Source organism: Streptomyces sp. NPDC058001, from assembly GCF_042886315.1.
In the GTDB taxonomy this organism is placed as follows: domain Bacteria; phylum Actinomycetota; class Actinomycetes; order Streptomycetales; family Streptomycetaceae; genus Streptomyces.
Genome location: NZ_JBHVQT010000005.1, coordinates 66021 through 81224, shown reverse-complemented (window position 1 = coordinate 81224; position 15204 = coordinate 66021). Strand labels below are relative to the sequence as shown.

Here is a 15204-nt window from a genome sequence, read left to right as displayed (position 1 = left end):
AGGTCGTACGGCACGAAGGCCGCACCGAGTGCAACATCGCTCGGGGCGCCGGGCATTCCGCGGTCAACAGCGTCGGTACACATGGCCTTTCGTGCCGGCGGGCTCCACATCGAGGTCGCGCAGGGTGATGGAGAGGTCTTCGCCCCAGGTGCGGCAGGCGGTCGCGAAGTCGGCCTTCACGTACTCGATGTCGAAGACCCTGCCCCGGTAGGCGTCGGCGAAGTCGCCGCACTCGTCGTAGCGGGCGCACTCCTCGACAACGGCGAAGTCGAAGCCGACGCGGGCGCGGTGCGGCAGCAGGTCGGTGGTGTTCTTCTGCGCGATGGCCAGGCCCTGTTCATGGGCGCGGTCCGCGAGGAGCGTCGCGAAGGCGACGGCGTCGGCCACGTCGAGCAGGTCGTCGGAGCGCTCGTACGAGTCGAGGTTGTCCGGCTCCACGGCGTCGTACCCGGCGTCGGCGCAGCCGTCGATCCAGGGGCCGACGATGTCCATGAGGGCGTCGCGTCGGGCGGGTGTGCTGATGTCGAGGAGGGGTTCCGTCCAGTCCTCGTCGATGACGAGGTGCCCGTCGTCGGCGCGCAGCAGCAGCAGGTCAGGGTGGTGGTCCTGCCACCAGGTGACGGCATCGCCGGGCTGGGCCTGGAAGGCGTTGACGTAGCAGATGTTGTAGAGCCCGGGGACCGGGTCGGCGGTGCGGTCGCGGGAGACGGCGCGCACCTGGTCGGGCGGGGTGTACGGGCCGCCGAGCTGGTAGTCGAAGGCGGCGCCCGGGACGGGCTTGCGTACGGCGGTGCCGCTTTTCGTGGAGCCACTTTTCGTGGGTCCTATGTCGCCGTCCTGCCCTCCGGTGTCCGGGGACGAGCAGGCCGCCGTGAAGGTGAGCAACAGGGCGGCGCCAAGGCCCGCCAGGCGCCCGGCTGTTGGCGCGGCGCCGTGCGTCGATCGCATCAACGGGTGCCCGGCCGAGGGCTGTTGGGGTGCGCCGCCGCGTACAGCGAACCGAGGAGCGCGAGCGAGTCAACGTCAGCGCTGCCCGGTTCGGCGGTGCCGACGAGGAGGTACTGCCCCGGCGTGCCCTGCACGTCGAACGCCTGGTACGTCAGCCTGACGCGACCGACGTCGGGGTGGTGGAACACCTTGGTCCTGCTACCGAGCCGGGACACGTCGTGGTCACGCCACAGGGTCGCGAACTCCGCGCTGCTGTCGAGGAGTTCGTCGACGAGCGCACTGATTCCCGGGTCGGCCCTGGCCTCTCCCGCGGCCAGCCGCAGCGCCTCGACGGAGTCGCGGGCGACGGTCGCCCAGTCGGCGAACAGCTCACGGGCGGCGGGGTCGTGGAAGAGGGAGCGGACCATCCGGCGGGAGTCCGCGAGCGGCGCGAGGAGGGCGTCGGCGAGCGTGTTCGACGCCAGGACCTCCAGGCGCCGGTTGACGACATAGGCGACCGCGCCGGGGAAGCCGTCCATCAGCTGGAGCAGGGCGGGGTCCACGTCGTCGGGCCGCTCGTCAGGCTGCTCCTTCGGTACCAGTCCGGCGAGGCGGTACGCGTGCCAGCGGGCGTCCGTGCCGAGGTGCAGAGCACCGGCGATGGCGTCGACGACCTGGTTCGACGGGCTGCGTTCGCGGCCCTGTTCCAGGCGGGCGTAGTAGTCGGCGCTGACGCCCGCCAGCACGGCGACCTCCTCCCGCCGCAGGCCCGCGACGCGCCGCGCCCCGGAGCTGCGGAGACCGACGTCCTCCGGCTTCAGCCGGGCGCGCCGGGCACGCAGGAACTCCCCCAGCTCGTAACCGCTCATCCCCGAATCCTATGCCGCCGCTTCCCCGCGCTCCATTCCAGGTCAGGTGGTGTCCGGCCGGGAGCGGGCGGCGATGAGGCCGCGTACCTCCGCCTCGGCGTGTGCGGCGGGGACGCCTGCCGCGATCAGGGTGGCGACAGCCGCGCCGCCGCCCTGGTCGTCCTCCCAGGCGCCGGTGTTGACGCTCTCCAGCAGGGAGAGGACCAGGGCTTCCAGAGCGGTACTGAGTACGTCGGCGGGGACGTGGTCGTGGAACACACCCGCCCGCCGACCGCTCTTCAGGATGCCGATGGCCTCGCGGCGGGCCGGTGCCAGGACCTCCGAGACCCGTTCGGCGCCCAGGTCGTGGCGGGCCAGCGCGAGCAGCATCCGGTAGCGGTCGCCGATCGGCCAGATCGCCAGGACGAACCGCCCGAGGGCACGCTCGTACGGCTCGTCCGGGACGCTCGCCTCGGTCACCGCGTCGCGCAGCGCGTCGGCCGCCTCGTCGGCGAGCGCTTCGAGGAGGGCGAGCCGTCCGGGGAAGTGGCCGTAGAGGGTGCGCCGGACGACGCCGGCGGCCTGGGCGATGTCCTCCAGGGAGACGTCCGGGTTCCGGCCCAGCTCGTGCCGGGCGACGGCCAGGATGCGGGCCCGGTTGGACCGGGAGTTGCTTCGCTGGGGCACGCGGGGGGCGGGCTTGGTCACAGCTCAGTACCTCGATGACGTGGTCGCGTCGCACGGGCGTTCCCGTGGGTGTACGGCCCATTTTCCCATCCGGTGGCGCCGGGCGCTCCGCTGGAAGACCGGTGCGGAAACCGCCGGCCGTCAGTGGCTGGTCGCGCCCAGGCGGCGGAGCCGCACCCGCTCCGCGCCTCTTGCGGGGTCTGTCCCGCACCGGATCTCGCCGATCCCGCTCAGCGTCCGCGCAGCTCTCGGAAGAACGCCCGCACGTCGGCGACGAGCAGGTCCGGTTCCTCCAGCGCCGCGAAGTGACCACCCCGGTCGAACTCCGTCCACCGCACGATGCGGTTCGTGCGCTCGGCGATGTGCCGCAGGGGGATGAAGTTGTCTTCCGGGAACACGGCGAGGGCGGTGGGCGTGGTCGACGGCTCGGGCGGGGCGCCCCGGTAGTCGGCGTGCGCGCGTTCGTAGTAGATGCGGGCGGAGGAGCCCGCGGTCCGGGTGAGCCAGTACAGCATCACGTTCGTGAGGAGCAGGTCACGGTCGATCGCACCGCCAGGGCGCTCGCGGGTGTCGCTCCACTCGTGGAACTTCTCGGCGATCCAGGCGAGTTGGCCGACCGGCGAGTCGGTGAGTCCGTAGGCGAGGGTCTGCGGCCGGGTGGACTGGAGGTCGGCATAGCCCTGCCGGTCGCGGAGCCACGCACGATGACGGGCGTACGAGGCGTGGGTGCGGTCGCGTTCCGCGGGGCTCAGCGCGGCCAGTTCGTCCGGGTCGGGCTCCCGGGTCGCGTCGCCTCCGGGCAGCAGGTTCAGATGGACGCCGATGACCCGCTCGGGGTGGATACGGCCGAGTTCGCGGGAGATCGCGGCGCCCCAGTCGCCGCCCTGGGTGCCGTAGCGCGCGTACCCCAGGCGGTCCATGAGGACGGCGAACGCGGCGGCGACCCGCTGGTACTCCCAGCCCGTCTCGCGCGTCGGCCCGGAGAACCCGAAGCCGGGGATGTGCGGGAGCACCAGGTGGAACGCGTCCGCCGGGTCGCCGCCATGCGCGCGGGGGTCGCAGAGCGGTCCGGCGATCCGCGTGAATTCCGCGATCGAGCCGGGCCAGCCATGCGTGACGATCAGCGGGGTGGCGTCCGGTTCCGGGGAGCGGATGTGCGCGAAGTGGACGGTGGCGCCGTCGACGGTGGTCGTGAACTGCGGCCAGGCGTTCAGGCGGGCCTCGGCGGCCCGCCAGTCGTAGCGGTGGCGCCAGTGGTCGACGAGTTCCCTGAGGTGACCGACCGGGACGCCGCGGTCCCAGCCCACGCGGGGGAGTTCGTCGGGCCAGCGGATCCGGTCGAGCCGGTCACGCAGATCGTCCAGCTCGCTCTCGGCGATATCGATACGGAATGGCTCGATGCCGGGTGCGGAGGGGCCGGGGCGGCCGGGATTGCCGAGGTGGGTGGGGTGGGCGGGCTGGCTGGAGTCGTCGGCTGAAGTAGTCATCGCCGGGGATGGTAGGCGCGGGTGCGACGTGACGCGTAGCCCTTTTGGATCAAGCAGCCAACGGCTCGCCCCCGAGCGGACCTGCACGCCCCGGTGAAGAATTCCTCCATGGCCCGTGGAGAACTCACGACCCGGACGGACAGCGGTGTGGCACAGGTCACCCGGGAACTCACCTCGCACCTCGTCCGTTATCCGAACGCACCGACCCGCCACGACCAGGATCGAGGAATCACCGCTTTGTCCGCCAGTTCGACGGACCCTCCGGGACACAGTCCCGGACCATCCCGCCTCCGCACCCCTGACCACGGCACCCGGCGGGATGGTGTCCGATGAATGCCGTACTGGGCCTGCTGGCCGTCTTCGTCCTGACCGCCGGCACCGGCTACTTCGTCGCCCAGGAATTCGCCTACGTCTCCGCAGACCGCCTCGCCCTGGCCCGCGAAGCCGAAACCGGCGACCGCAACGCCACCCGCGCCCTGACCGTCCTGGGCCGCCTGTCCTTCATGCTCTCCGGCGCCCAGCTCGGCATCACCGTCACCGGACTGATCGTCGGCTTCCTCGCCGAACCCTCCGTCTCCGCCCTCCTGCACCCCGCCCTCTCCGGAACCGGCCTCCCCGACAGCGCGGTCACCGCCCTGTCCGTCACCCTCGCCTTCGTCCTGGCCACCGTCATCCAGATGGTGCTCGGCGAACTGGCCCCCAAAAACCTCGCCCTGGCCGTCCCCGAACGCCTCGCCAAAACCCTGGCCCCCTCCACCCTCGCCTACCTGAAGGTGGTCGGACCGCTGGTGCGGATCTTCGACGGCGCGGCGAACCGGCTGCTGCGCCGGATCGGCATCGAACCCGTCGAGGAACTCCACCACGGCGCCACCCTGGAAGAACTCGGCCACCTCATCGGCGAGTCCCACCAGCAGGGCCAGCTCCCCCACGACACCGCCGAACTCCTCGACCACGCCCTCGACTTCTCCGAACGCACCCTGGACGAGGTCATGGTCCCCCGCGCCGACGCCGTCTTCGTCCGCAGCGACGCGAGCGCGACGGAGGCGGTCGAGCTGATCGGAAAACACGGCCACTCCAACTACCCCGTCCTGGGCGACCACCCCGACGACATCACCGGTGTCCTGGGGGTGCGGGAGCTGATGCGGCTGCCCGCCTCCCGCCTCGCCGTCACCACCGCCGCGACGCTGGCCCGGCCCGCGCTGCTGCTGCCCGACACCCTCGAACTGCCCCGGGCCGTGACCCGGATGCGGGAGAGCGACGACGAGTTCGCGGTCGTCCTGGACGAACACGGCGGCATCGCCGGGATCGTCACCTACGAGGACATCGCCGAGGAACTCGTCGGAGACATCGCCGACGAGAGTGACACCGTCACCGAACCCGCCCGCCCGGACGGCGACGGCTGGCTGGTCGATGCCGGACGCCGGCTGGACGAGATCGCCGAAGCCACCGGCATCACCCTCCCGCCCGACGACGACTACGACACCGTCTCCGGACTCATCGTCGACCGCCTCGGCCGCTTCCCCACCGTCGGCGACCACCTCACCCTCCCACTCGACAACGGCGACACGGTGGTCATCGACGTACGGACCCTCAACCGGCACGTGCCCGAACGAGTACGCCTGGAACACCGGCCCCGACCCGACCGCCACACGGACGACCCGGACACCTTGGACGACACACACGACCCGGACGGCACCAACCCCCACACCACCCAGTACCGGCACAAGGGCAAGAAGGACAAGGAGGAGCAGGCATGAGTTTTCCGATGGCTTTGTTCGTGACCGTCCTGCTCCTGGTCGGCAGCGGCTTCTTCGTGGCGGCCGAGTTCGCCCTCGTCGCCGCCAAACGCCACCGCATGGAACAGGCAGCCGCCTCCGGACAGCGCGGCGCCAAAGCCGCCCTCGCCGGCATGCGCGAACTCTCCCTCATGCTCGCCGGCGCCCAACTCGGCATCACCGTCTGCACCCTGGGACTCGGCTCCCTCTCCAAACCCGCCATCTCCCACGAACTCGGACCACTCCTGCACACGCTGGGCCTGCCCAGCGGTGTGAGCTACGGCGTCTCCTTCGCCATCGCCATGATCGTCGTCGTGTTCCTGCACATGGTCGTCGGCGAAATGGCACCCAAATCCTGGGCCATCGCCCACCCCGAACGCTCCGCGATGCTGCTCTCACCCCCGTTCCGGGCCGTCGTGAACGTCGTACGCCCACTCATCCAGGTACTGAACCGCGTGAGCAACGCACTGGTACGACTCTGCCGGGTCACCCCCCGCGACGAACTCACCGAAGTCCACAACCGCGAGCAACTCACCCATCTCGTGGCGGAGTCCCAGCGGCTCGGCCTGATCAGTGAGACCGACTCGGAGTTGATCACCCGTTCGCTGACCGAGCCGCACACACCGGTGGGTGACCTTCAAGTGCCGGCCGCCGACATCACCTGGGTGGACGGCGGGGCCAATGTCGACGGGATCCTCGACGTGGCGTCGGCCGGTGACCGTACCCGGCTGCTGGTGCGGGAGAACGGCACGGTCCTCGGTTCGGTGCACGCCCGTGACGCGCTGGTCGCCCGCGCACAGGCCCGGACGACTACCGCACGCCAACTGGCTCGACCTCTGCCGGAGTTGACCACGGACGACACGGTGGCGCACGCCGTCGAGCAGTTGCGGCAGCGTCGGACGTCACTGGCCGTGGTCCGCGACGACGCGGGACGGCTCACGGGGCTGGTCAGCCTGGACGACCTGCTGGCCCGGTTCCTTCAGCCCCGCACGACCGCGTGAGGATCGCCCTATGCTGACCGCATGATCGATCTGCCACTGTCGGTACTCGAAGTCGCCATGGTCGAGCACGGCCGTCCCGCCACCGAGGCACTCGCCAACTGCGCTGGATTCGGCGATGAGTTGGAGCATCTTGGCTACGGCAGGATCTGGTTCGCCGAGCATCACCACTCCCCCGCGATCGGCGCCTTCCCGCCGGCGGTGATGACCGCGCACGTCGCGGCGACGACCTCGTCCATCCGGGTGGGTTCGGGCGGTGTGCTCGCGCCGAACCACGCCCCGGTGGTGGTCGCCGAGCAGTTCACGACGCTGGCAGCGCTCCACCCGGGCCGGATCGACCTGGGGATCGGGCGCGGCCCCGGCACCTTCCACGAGGGGACCGCCCGCGCGCTACGGCGGGGCGCCGGGCCGGTCACGGACGACGAGTACCGGGGGGACGTGGCGGCCACACTCGGGTTCCTCGCCGAGTTCGAGTTCGGTGCGCTGCCCGAGCCCTGGCTGCTGGCGTCGAGCGGCGCCGGTGCCGAACTCGCCGCCGCGCTGGGGCTGCCGATCGCCTTCGCGCACCACATCCGGCCGGACAACACGGTCCCCTCCCTCGAACGGTACCGGGCCGCCTTCCGCCCCTCGCGATGGTGCGAGGAGCCCCGGGTCCTCGTGTGCGTCCAGGTGGTGTGCGGTGAGACCGAGGAGCAGGTCGCCGAGATGGCGCGGCCCATGGAGGTGGTCAAGCTCGGTCTGCTCAGGGGGCACAGTGACGAGGCGTTCCCGAGCCCGGAGGCCGCGGCGGCCCGGCGGTTCACCTCGGAGGAGGAGGACCTGCTCGCCGGATTCCGCGCCCACCAGGCCGAGGGCACGCCCGACCACGTGGGCCGCCGGTTCGCTCAACTCGCCGACGCGACAGGCGCGGACGAGCTGATGCTGGTGACGCCGGTGTACCACCTGGGCGACCGGATCCGTTCCTTCGAATTGGTGAGCAAGTTGGCGACCGGCGGCGCGCGGGTCTGACGCGGGCCGCCCCGGACACCCGGGGCTCAGCACCCCTCGCGCACCGGGAACGGGCCGCCGGGCAGGGAAAAGGCCCCGGCTGGACGGGGGAGACCAGCCGGGGCCGTTCAGGGGCGGGATACGACGGAGCCACCGGGGGGCAGTGCCCCCGCCGTACCCACGCAATAGGTGAACGATAAACCACAGCCGAATGTTCCGGCCCCTCTGTGACGTGGGGCACGGTCCTGTGGAGACCCGCCTTCGCGGACCGATCATGTGGGCACCAGCATCGAGGGCCGTTCACGTGAAGCCCACCTTGGGGGACACTTCAGCGGCCCTGGTCCCCTCGCCGCCCCCTGCGCTCGCGGCGCTCGCGCTCGTCCCGTTCCCGCAGCGGCCAGCTCCGGCTCGCCTCGCCCGGTGCCAACTGATCGACCACCTCGGCGAGTTCCCCGCACGCCTCCTCGATCCGCAGACGGGTGTTGTACTGCTCCGCGACGAGCGCCGCGAGCAGCAGGCCGCTCAGCGCGAGCGACACGTTGAAGGCTTGCAGATTGATCATGATTTCGAGGCGGCTGCGCCGGCTGAAGGGGCCGACGGCGTCGACCGCCGCCACGGCGGCGAGCACGGAGATGAACAGGGCGGACAGCGTGCTGCCGACGAGTTGGAAGCGCAGCGCCGCCCAGATCAGCAGCGGGTAGGCGAGGAAGAGCAGGCAGAGGGAACTGTGGGTGGCGTACGGCGCCACGACCGCCGTGCACACGACCAGGGCCAGGACCTCGCCCCAGCGTGCCGTGGAGTGCGGCCACCGGGACTGCGTGAGGAGCAGCAGGACCGGGGTGACGATGAGGACGCCCATCGCGTCGCCCGCCCACCAGGCCGACCACACGGGCCAGAAGTCTTCCGCGGCGATCTTGCCCGTGACGTACAGCACGCCCACGCCGGATGTGGCGCTGATGAGCATGCCGATGAGGGCGCCGAGGAAGACGAGGGCCAGGCCGTCCGACAGCCGGTCCAGCTCCTTGCGGAATCCCACCCGGCGCAGCATCAGGTAGGAGCAGATCGGGGCGACGGTGTTGCCGACCAGGAATCCGAGGATGTTCAGCTGGAGCGCACTGATCGAGATGATGATCAGGAAGGAGCCGAGCGCGATCCCCGGCCAGCAGCGCAGCCCGAACACGAGCAGGGCGGTCAGCGCGATGCCGGTGGGCGGCCAGATCGGGCTGACCACGGACTCCTCCACCATGAGCGACTTCAGCAGGCCGAGCCGTCCTCCGGCGTAGTAGCAGGCGGCGACGGCGAGGATCTCCAGGACCGTCCTGACCCTTCGGCTGCTGAGCTGGATAGGCACCACGGCAGCCATGAGACACCGGCGCCAGGCCAGGCACGAGGCGTGACACGCTCGGTCCCGGTCCGCTTTTCCCCTGGTCACACCGGGCGACCGGTCGGACGCCAGGGGCCCGGCGGCCCGGTACGGGCGTGCGGCGACTACGCCGGACGGGGTGCGTCGTGGCAGATGACGAGTACGGCGGCGTCGTCCTCGTGGCCGATCGATGAGGCCAGCTCCATGACGCCGGAGGCGAGGTCGTCGGCGTCCGTGCCCGCGACGACCGCGTCACCGGCGAGCCGTGCCACCTGACCGAGGCCCTTGTCCACGGCGAGCGAGGGGCCCTCAACGACACCGTCGGTGACGAAGACGAAGGCACCGGCCGTGGCCGGCCGATAGAGGGTCACGGGGTACTCGGCGCCCTCCTCGATACCGAGGGGCAGGCCGCCCGCGTCGTCCATCACGCCGGACTGGCCCGCCGCGAGGGCCCATACCGTCGGCACATGGCCCGCGCGGGCGGTCTCCAGCTCCCAGGTGAACGGGTCGAAGCGCATCAGCGTGCAGGTCGCGAAGAGGGCGCCGCCGAGTGACAGCACCAGATCGTTGGTACGGGCCAGCAGCTCGCCGGGGTCGCGGACGACCGACGCGAGCGCGCGCAGTCCGACCCGTACCTGTCCCATGAACGCGGCGGCCTCGATGTTGTGGCCCTGGACGTCGCCGATGGAGAAGCAGAGGGAGCCGTCGGGCAGCCGGAAACCGTCGTACCAGTCGCCGCCGACGTTGAGTCCGGTGTCGGCGGGCCGGTAGCGGGCGGCGACCCGTAGGCCGGGGACGTCCGGGAGGTCGGCGGGGAGCATGTCCCGCTGCAACGCGAGGGCCAGTTCGATCCGGGCCCGCTGGCCCTCGGCGCGCTCCCTGGCCTCGGCCGTCAGCGACCCGAGCCTGGACAGGAGGTCGTCAGGGCTCTCCGCGGGGCGGTTCCACGCCATGAATCAACTCCGCCGCACATCGGTTTCGAGCACCTGGCGACCCGGGCACCCGCGCCCGGTCGCTGTCGCGCCGCCGCAGCGGATCGGACCTTCCCATTCTAGTCATTCGGTCCTTTCATGCGATGAGTCCGTCACGGCATGTCATGGTCCGTCATGGTCCGTCATGTGACGAATGCTGGGCTTCCGTCGGCTGGACGGGCAGGCGGGCCGCCGACGCGAAGGCGCCGTCGTGGTGGACGAGGGCGGTGGTGTGCTCGTGGACGGCGCCGGAATCGACCTCGCCGACGACGAGCAGATGGTCGCCGACGCGCTGGCGCAGGGTGACCCGGGCGCCGAGCCAGGCGGCCACACCGTCCAGGACGGGCAGGCCGTCCGGTTCCGGTGTCCAGGGGACACCGGCGAACCGGTCGACGCCGCTGCGGGCGAACTGCCGGGCGAGGGGCGCGTTGCCAGTGCCGAGGATGTGGACGGCGAAGCGTTCCGCGTCGCGTACCGCGGGCGCGGTGGACGCGTCGAGGCCGAGGCAGAAGGAGACCAGTGCGGGTGCCAGGGACACCGAGGTGAACGAGGTCGCGGTGAATCCGGCGGGGCCCGGCACGGTGATCACCGTGACCCCGGCCGCGTGCCGCCGCAGGGTCCGGCGGAGGATCACATCGGCGGCGGGTGCCTGCGGCCGTCCGGTGGAGAGCGTCGTCATACGACTTCCCTTCAGGGCGTGGTCGGGAGGGCGGTCAGGCGTGCGGGTCGGTCTCGATCGTGAGGACGGGCCGCAGGTCAGGGGCGGCGCGCAGGCGTTCAAGCCACAGGACGACGGTGGCGGCGGTGGAGCGGTGGGTCGCGTCGTTGAGGACGTCGTGCCGTCCGTCGTGCAGCAGCCCGAAGGCCGCCCTGGGCAGCCGTGCGGCGAGGTCACGCGCCCGAGCGGTGGGCGTCAGCGGGTCGGCGGAGCCGTGCAGGACGAGTACGGGTACGTCCGGCAGCGCGTCCGCCCGCAGGTGTGGTGGTACGGGGTCGCCGATCCGGCCGCGTGCGAAGTCGGGGTCGTCGGTGAGCCGCTCACGGTGGGTGGGGCAGGCGGTGCGGGCGTCGAGTTCGCCGTCCCAGGTCCACTCGGCGGTCGGCGGTGGTGGTTCGGTGTCGCCACCGGGTTCGGGGGCGAGGGCGGTTCCGGCGACGACGACGCCGTCCGGTCGGTGGCCCGGGTCGTCCGCCGCCGCGGTGTGCAGCGCCTGGAGCGCTCCGGTGTCACTGCCGACGAGCACCACGGGGGCGACGGCGGTATCGCCGAGGGCGGTGGCGACGGTGGCCCGCAGGTCGTCGGGGCGGTCGTCGGGGGTCGTGTCGAGTGCGTGCACCACATAGCCGTCGGCGGCCAGGCGGCGCCCGAACCGCTCGTACACGAGGGCGTGTTCGCCGCGCCCGGGCAGGACGACGAGGGTGCCGCGCGGCGCGATGCCGGCGGGCGGCTGCCAGGTGTGTCCGCGCGGGCGGTCGGTGGGTACGAGGGCGGGGGCGGTGTCGAGGTGGGTCATCGGGTGCTTCCGGCGGGGGTGAGGGGCGCCGCGGTGACGGCGCGGTGGGCGAGTTCCTGGCGGACGAGCGGCAGCAGATGACGGCCGTAGTCGATGGCGTCGTCGAGCGGGTCGTAGCCGCGGATGAGGAGGGTGGTGGCGCCGATGTCGACGTAGTCGAGGAGGGCCTGGGCGACCGTCTCGGGGGTGCCGACGAGTGCGGTGGTGTTGCCGCCGGCACCGGTCGCGGTCGCGGTGGGGGTCCACAGCGCCCGGTCGTGCCGGTCGGCCTTGGCCGCGGCGGCGAGGAGGCGTCGCGAGCCCGTGTTCTGGGGTGTGGCGCCGCCGGTGTGGTGGCGGGCCTGCTCGAAGAAGGGGCGGCCCGCGCCGGACCTGATGGTGTCGAGGATGCGGTGCGCGCGTTCCCAGGCGAGTTCCTCGGTGGGGGCGAGGATCGGCCGGAAGGACACGCTGATGCCGGGCGGTTCGGTACGGCCCGCCGCCTCGGCCGCCGCGCGGACGGAGGCGATCTGTTCGGCGGTCTCGGCGAGGGGTTCGCCCCACAGCGCGAAGGTGTCGGCGTGCCGTCCGCCGACGCGGTACGCGGCGTCGGACGATCCGCCGAAGTACAGCGGAATGCCGGATTCCCGGTGCGGCGGGACGCCGGGCGCGTAGTCCTCGAAGCGGTAGTGGCGCCCTTCGTGGCTGAAGGGTTCCGGGGACGACCAGGCGCGGCGCAGGATGCCGAGGTATTCGTCGGTACGGTCGTAGCGCTCCTCCTTGTCCAGGTAGTCGCCGTCCCTGCGCTGCTCGGCGTCGCTGCCGCCGGTGATGGTGTGCACGGCGACGCGTCCCCCGGTGAACCGGTCGAGGGTGGCGAAGCTGCGGGCCGCGAGGGTGGGCGCGATGAAGCCGGGCCGGTGGGCGACGAGCAGGCCGAGGCGTTCGGTGTGCGCGGCGACATGTGCGGCGACCTGGAGGCCGTCGGGGCGCGTCGAGCTGTAGCCGATCAGGACCCGGTCGAATCCGGCGTCCTCGTGGGCGCGGGCGAAGCGGGTCGTGTACGCGACGTCGACCACGGGTCCGGTCGGGGGCCGTGTCTCGGAGGCGTCCTGGGTGCCGATCATGCCGATGAACTCGACGGAGGGCATGGTCATGTTCGGGTGCCTTTCGGTGCGGAGGGGCCGTCGCCGGGTGCGGAGCCGTCGCTGGGTGCGGAGCCGTCGCTGGGTGCGGAGCCGTCGCCGGGTGCGGACACGGGAGGGTGACCGGTGACGGGGAGCCCGTCGGGTGCGGCGCGGCGGGCGAGGGCCGCCCGGCCGACGGTGGTCAGGACGGAGTCGTCCTGGGGTGTGTGGACCCGGGCGCAGAGCACGTCCCGGTAGTGGCGTTGCAAGGGGTTCGCCCGGGTCAGGCCGTGGTTGCCGGTGAGCGCGAGGGCCTGTTCGACGGCGCCGATCGCGGCCCGGGTGCCGAGGACCTTGGCGGTGCCCGCCTGTTGGGCGGCCTCCGGGTCGCCGGCGTCGACGCGGGCCGCGAGGGTTTCCACGAGCACGGTGGTGCCGGTCAGCGCGGCCTCGATCTCGCCGACGGCGCTCTGGAAGCGCGGCAGGGTGGCGAGGGGTGCGCCAAGTACGGTGGGGACGCGTGTGTGGAGGAACCCGGTCAGCCAGTCGCGGGCCGCTCCCGCGACGCCGAGGTAGAGGGCGGTGAGGCCGAGCGCGTTCCAGGCGCCGGTGACCGGGTCGGGGCGGGCGCCCGGGGTGTCCCCCGTCGCGGTCCGGAGGCCGATGACGTCGTCAACGGGGACGCGGACGCCGTCGAGGACCACGTCGTCACTGCGGCTGGCCCGCAACCCGACGTGGTCCCAGGTCGGTTCGACGCTCAGGCCGGGCGTGCCGGCGCGGACGACGAACGAGCCGACGCGGACGGGGTCCTCGTCGGTGCGGGCGAAGACGAGCATGCGGCTCAGGCCGACGGCGCCCGTCGAGTAGATCTTGCGGCCGGTCAGCAGCCAGTGGTCCCCGGCGCGGCGCGCGGTCGTGGCGGGCAGTCCCCCGCGTACCGGACTGCCGAGTTCAGGTTCGACACGCAAGGCGTTGACGAGAGCGGGTCCTTGGGCGGCCTCCCGGAGGAAGGCGGTGTAGGACGCGGTGGGCCAGCCGGGGGTACGGGCCTCGGTGCCGTGCGTGAACAGGGTCATCGCGGTGACCAGTGCCACGGCCGGGTCGCCGGCGCCGAGCGCGGTCAGGATGCGGACGGTGTCGGCGAGGCCCGCGCCGGGTCCGCCGTGCCGGGGCGCGACGGTGGCGGTGAGCAGGCCGGCCTCCTGGACCAGGGCGAACCCTTCGGTGGGGAAGGAGCCGTCGCGGTCGTGTGCGGGCGCGCGGTCGGCGAGGGTCCGGGTGATCACGGGCAGCCGGTCCAGGTCGAGGGGCGGCAGGGCGGCGGCGGAGTCGCCGTGTTCCGTACGCGCGCGGCTGCGCGGCTCAGTGGACGTCATGCGGGCACCACCGGGTCCTCAAGGGCCACGGGGTCCGCGATCCGCTGGGTGCCCGCGCGGACGAGGTCGATGAGGGTGCCGTAGTCACGGGCGTCCGCGAGCGGTGAGAACCCACGGATGAGCAGCGTGCTCACACCGAGGGCGACGTAGTCGAGCAGGGACTCGGCGACCTGCTCGTAACTGCCCACCAGCGCCGTCGAGTTACCGGCGGCGCCGGTCGTCTTCGCGATGGCGGTCCACAGTCGCTTGTCGTGGACGTCACCCTGGGCCGCGTAGGCGAGGAGCCGTTGGGAGCCGCGCTGTTGCCCGTGGTCCAGGTTGAAGGTCGCGCGGGCCTCGCTCACCCGGTCCTTGGTGAGGCGCAGGATCTCCGCCGCCCGCTGCCATGCCTCGGCCTCGGTGGCGGCGGGCACCGGCCGCAGGCTGACGCTGAAGCGGGGGTCGCGGCCGTGCGGGGCGGCGGCGGCCCGTACCTCGCGGATACGTTCGGCGATCCCGGCCAGGGGTTCGCCCCAGAAGGCGTACACGTCGGCGTGTTTGCCACCGACCCGGACCGCGTCCTCGGACGCGCCGCCGAAGTAGACGGGAACGGGTGTGGCGGGGCGTACGGCGGAGAATCCGCCTTGGACGCGATAGAACTCGCCCTCGTGGTCGAAGGGTTCGGCCGATGTCCACTCCTTGCGGACCACGTCGAGGAAGTCGTCGGTACGGCGGTACCGCGTCGGCTTGTCTGTGAAGTCGCCGTCCCTGGCCTGGTCCGCGTCGTCGCCGCCGGTGATGACGTGCAGGGCGATCCGTCCCGGGTGGAAGGCGTCGAGGGTGGCGAACGAGCGGGCCGCGAGGGTCGGCGCGACGAAACCCGGGCGATGCGCGAGGAGAACGCCGAGTCGGTCGGTGTGGGTGAGGATCTGGTCGGCGACGGTGAAGCCGTCGGGGCTGGCGGACGAGTGCGCGACCAGGACCCGGTCGAAGCCGGACTCCTCGTGGGCTCGGGCGATGTCCCGCAGATAGCCGGGCTGGACGACCGGGCCGTGGGCATGGCCGGCCTCCGTCTGGGTGGAGATCCCGTCACGGGACGCGGTCGGCGTGCCGGCGCCGCTCTCACTGGTCTCCTGGGTCGCGGCGATGCCGATGAACTCGATGGCCATGGTGGTCAACTCCCGGG

The 15204-nt window shown here is 72.2% G+C and carries 14 protein-coding genes; 3 read left to right on the top strand and 11 right to left on the bottom strand.

Translation table 11 applies throughout. The features are described 5' to 3' along the window. Positions 1-63 precede the first annotated feature (63 nt). The 4 genes from ACFVT5_RS13105 to ACFVT5_RS13090 form a co-directional block, all read right to left on the bottom strand. The gene (locus ACFVT5_RS13105) at positions 64-948 is read right to left on the bottom strand and encodes an endo alpha-1,4 polygalactosaminidase (protein ID WP_389885488.1); all 885 of its coding nucleotides are present in this window, start codon (positions 946-948) and stop codon (positions 64-66) included. Then, positions 948-1796, bottom strand: coding sequence for a helix-turn-helix domain-containing protein (locus tag ACFVT5_RS13100; protein ID WP_389885485.1), 849 nt, complete (start codon positions 1794-1796; stop codon positions 948-950). Before ACFVT5_RS13100 ends, ACFVT5_RS13105 begins: the two co-directional genes overlap by 1 nt. A 42-nt stretch (positions 1797-1838) precedes the next feature. Then, entirely contained in the window at positions 1839-2483 is a 645-nt protein-coding gene (locus ACFVT5_RS13095; RefSeq protein ID WP_389885482.1) for a TetR/AcrR family transcriptional regulator, read from the bottom strand. A gap of 209 nt (positions 2484-2692) precedes the next feature. Further along, positions 2693-3949, bottom strand: a complete 1257-nt coding sequence (locus tag ACFVT5_RS13090; protein ID WP_389885479.1) for an epoxide hydrolase family protein — start codon at positions 3947-3949, stop codon at positions 2693-2695. A 329-nt stretch (positions 3950-4278) separates the two neighbouring features. On the opposite strand from ACFVT5_RS13090, the gene ACFVT5_RS13085 reads away from it, so the two are divergent. From ACFVT5_RS13085 to ACFVT5_RS13075, 3 genes are read left to right on the top strand one after another with little or no spacing between them, the layout of a single operon-like run. After that, a complete protein-coding gene (locus ACFVT5_RS13085) occupies positions 4279-5706 on the top strand; it encodes a hemolysin family protein (RefSeq protein ID WP_389885476.1) in 1428 nt (475 codons plus the stop codon). Continuing rightward, entirely contained in the window at positions 5703-6725 is a 1023-nt protein-coding gene (locus ACFVT5_RS13080) for a hemolysin family protein (RefSeq protein WP_389885473.1), read from the top strand. The genes ACFVT5_RS13085 and ACFVT5_RS13080 overlap by 4 nt, the downstream gene beginning before the upstream one ends. Before the next feature lie 21 nt (positions 6726-6746). After that, positions 6747-7730: an MsnO8 family LLM class oxidoreductase gene (locus ACFVT5_RS13075; RefSeq protein WP_389885470.1), complete on the top strand. Its 984-nt coding sequence runs from the start codon at positions 6747-6749 to the stop codon at positions 7728-7730. A 307-nt stretch (positions 7731-8037) separates the two neighbouring features. Here ACFVT5_RS13075 and ACFVT5_RS13070 read toward each other — a convergent pair whose 3' ends face one another. From ACFVT5_RS13070 to ACFVT5_RS13040, 7 genes are all read right to left on the bottom strand, one after another. Continuing rightward, positions 8038-9072, bottom strand: a complete 1035-nt coding sequence (locus ACFVT5_RS13070; protein ID WP_389885467.1) for an MASE1 domain-containing protein — start codon at positions 9070-9072, stop codon at positions 8038-8040. A 125-nt stretch (positions 9073-9197) separates the two neighbouring features. After that, positions 9198-10025 carry a PP2C family protein-serine/threonine phosphatase gene (locus ACFVT5_RS13065; protein WP_389885464.1) on the bottom strand — a complete coding sequence of 276 codons (828 nt, stop codon included), beginning with the start codon at positions 10023-10025 and terminating at the stop codon, positions 9198-9200. A 151-nt stretch (positions 10026-10176) separates the two neighbouring features. Next, complete coding sequence (locus ACFVT5_RS13060) at positions 10177-10722, bottom strand: flavin reductase family protein (protein ID WP_389885461.1); 546 nt, start codon at positions 10720-10722, stop codon at positions 10177-10179. A 34-nt stretch (positions 10723-10756) separates the two neighbouring features. Beyond that, complete coding sequence (locus tag ACFVT5_RS13055; protein ID WP_389885458.1) at positions 10757-11557, bottom strand: alpha/beta hydrolase; 801 nt, start codon at positions 11555-11557, stop codon at positions 10757-10759. Next, positions 11554-12687: an LLM class flavin-dependent oxidoreductase gene (locus ACFVT5_RS13050; protein WP_389886636.1), complete on the bottom strand. Its 1134-nt coding sequence runs from the start codon at positions 12685-12687 to the stop codon at positions 11554-11556. The genes ACFVT5_RS13055 and ACFVT5_RS13050 overlap by 4 nt, the downstream gene beginning before the upstream one ends. Positions 12688-12689: 2 nt before the next feature. Next, positions 12690-14039, bottom strand: a complete 1350-nt coding sequence (locus ACFVT5_RS13045) for an acyl-CoA dehydrogenase family protein (protein ID WP_389885455.1) — start codon at positions 14037-14039, stop codon at positions 12690-12692. Next, entirely contained in the window at positions 14036-15187 is a 1152-nt protein-coding gene (locus tag ACFVT5_RS13040; protein ID WP_389885452.1) for an LLM class flavin-dependent oxidoreductase, read from the bottom strand. The genes ACFVT5_RS13045 and ACFVT5_RS13040 overlap by 4 nt, the downstream gene beginning before the upstream one ends. Between the last annotated feature and the right edge of the window lie 17 nt (positions 15188-15204).

Bases quoted from the DNA above. Each gene is read 5' to 3' on its own strand.
- ACFVT5_RS13090 (WP_389885479.1), bottom strand. From the start codon at position 3,949: ATGACTACTTCAGCCGACGACTCCAGCCAGCCCGCCCACCCCACCCAC.
- ACFVT5_RS13050 (WP_389886636.1), bottom strand. From the start codon at position 12,687: ATGCCCTCCGTCGAGTTCATCGGCATGATCGGCACCCAGGACGCCTCC.
- ACFVT5_RS13070 (WP_389885467.1), bottom strand. From the start codon at position 9,072: ATGGCTGCCGTGGTGCCTATCCAGCTCAGCAGCCGAAGGGTCAGGACG.
- ACFVT5_RS13055 (WP_389885458.1), bottom strand. From the start codon at position 11,557: ATGACCCACCTCGACACCGCCCCCGCCCTCGTACCCACCGACCGCCCG.
- ACFVT5_RS13105 (WP_389885488.1), bottom strand. From the start codon at position 948: ATGCGATCGACGCACGGCGCCGCGCCAACAGCCGGGCGCCTGGCGGGC.
- ACFVT5_RS13045 (WP_389885455.1), bottom strand. From the start codon at position 14,039: ATGACGTCCACTGAGCCGCGCAGCCGCGCGCGTACGGAACACGGCGAC.
- ACFVT5_RS13040 (WP_389885452.1), bottom strand. From the start codon at position 15,187: ATGGCCATCGAGTTCATCGGCATCGCCGCGACCCAGGAGACCAGTGAG.
- ACFVT5_RS13060 (WP_389885461.1), bottom strand. From the start codon at position 10,722: ATGACGACGCTCTCCACCGGACGGCCGCAGGCACCCGCCGCCGATGTG.
- ACFVT5_RS13075 (WP_389885470.1), top strand. From the start codon at position 6,747: ATGATCGATCTGCCACTGTCGGTACTCGAAGTCGCCATGGTCGAGCAC.
- ACFVT5_RS13085 (WP_389885476.1), top strand. From the start codon at position 4,279: ATGAATGCCGTACTGGGCCTGCTGGCCGTCTTCGTCCTGACCGCCGGC.
- ACFVT5_RS13065 (WP_389885464.1), bottom strand. From the start codon at position 10,025: ATGGCGTGGAACCGCCCCGCGGAGAGCCCTGACGACCTCCTGTCCAGG.
- ACFVT5_RS13080 (WP_389885473.1), top strand. From the start codon at position 5,703: ATGAGTTTTCCGATGGCTTTGTTCGTGACCGTCCTGCTCCTGGTCGGC.
- ACFVT5_RS13100 (WP_389885485.1), bottom strand. From the start codon at position 1,796: ATGAGCGGTTACGAGCTGGGGGAGTTCCTGCGTGCCCGGCGCGCCCGG.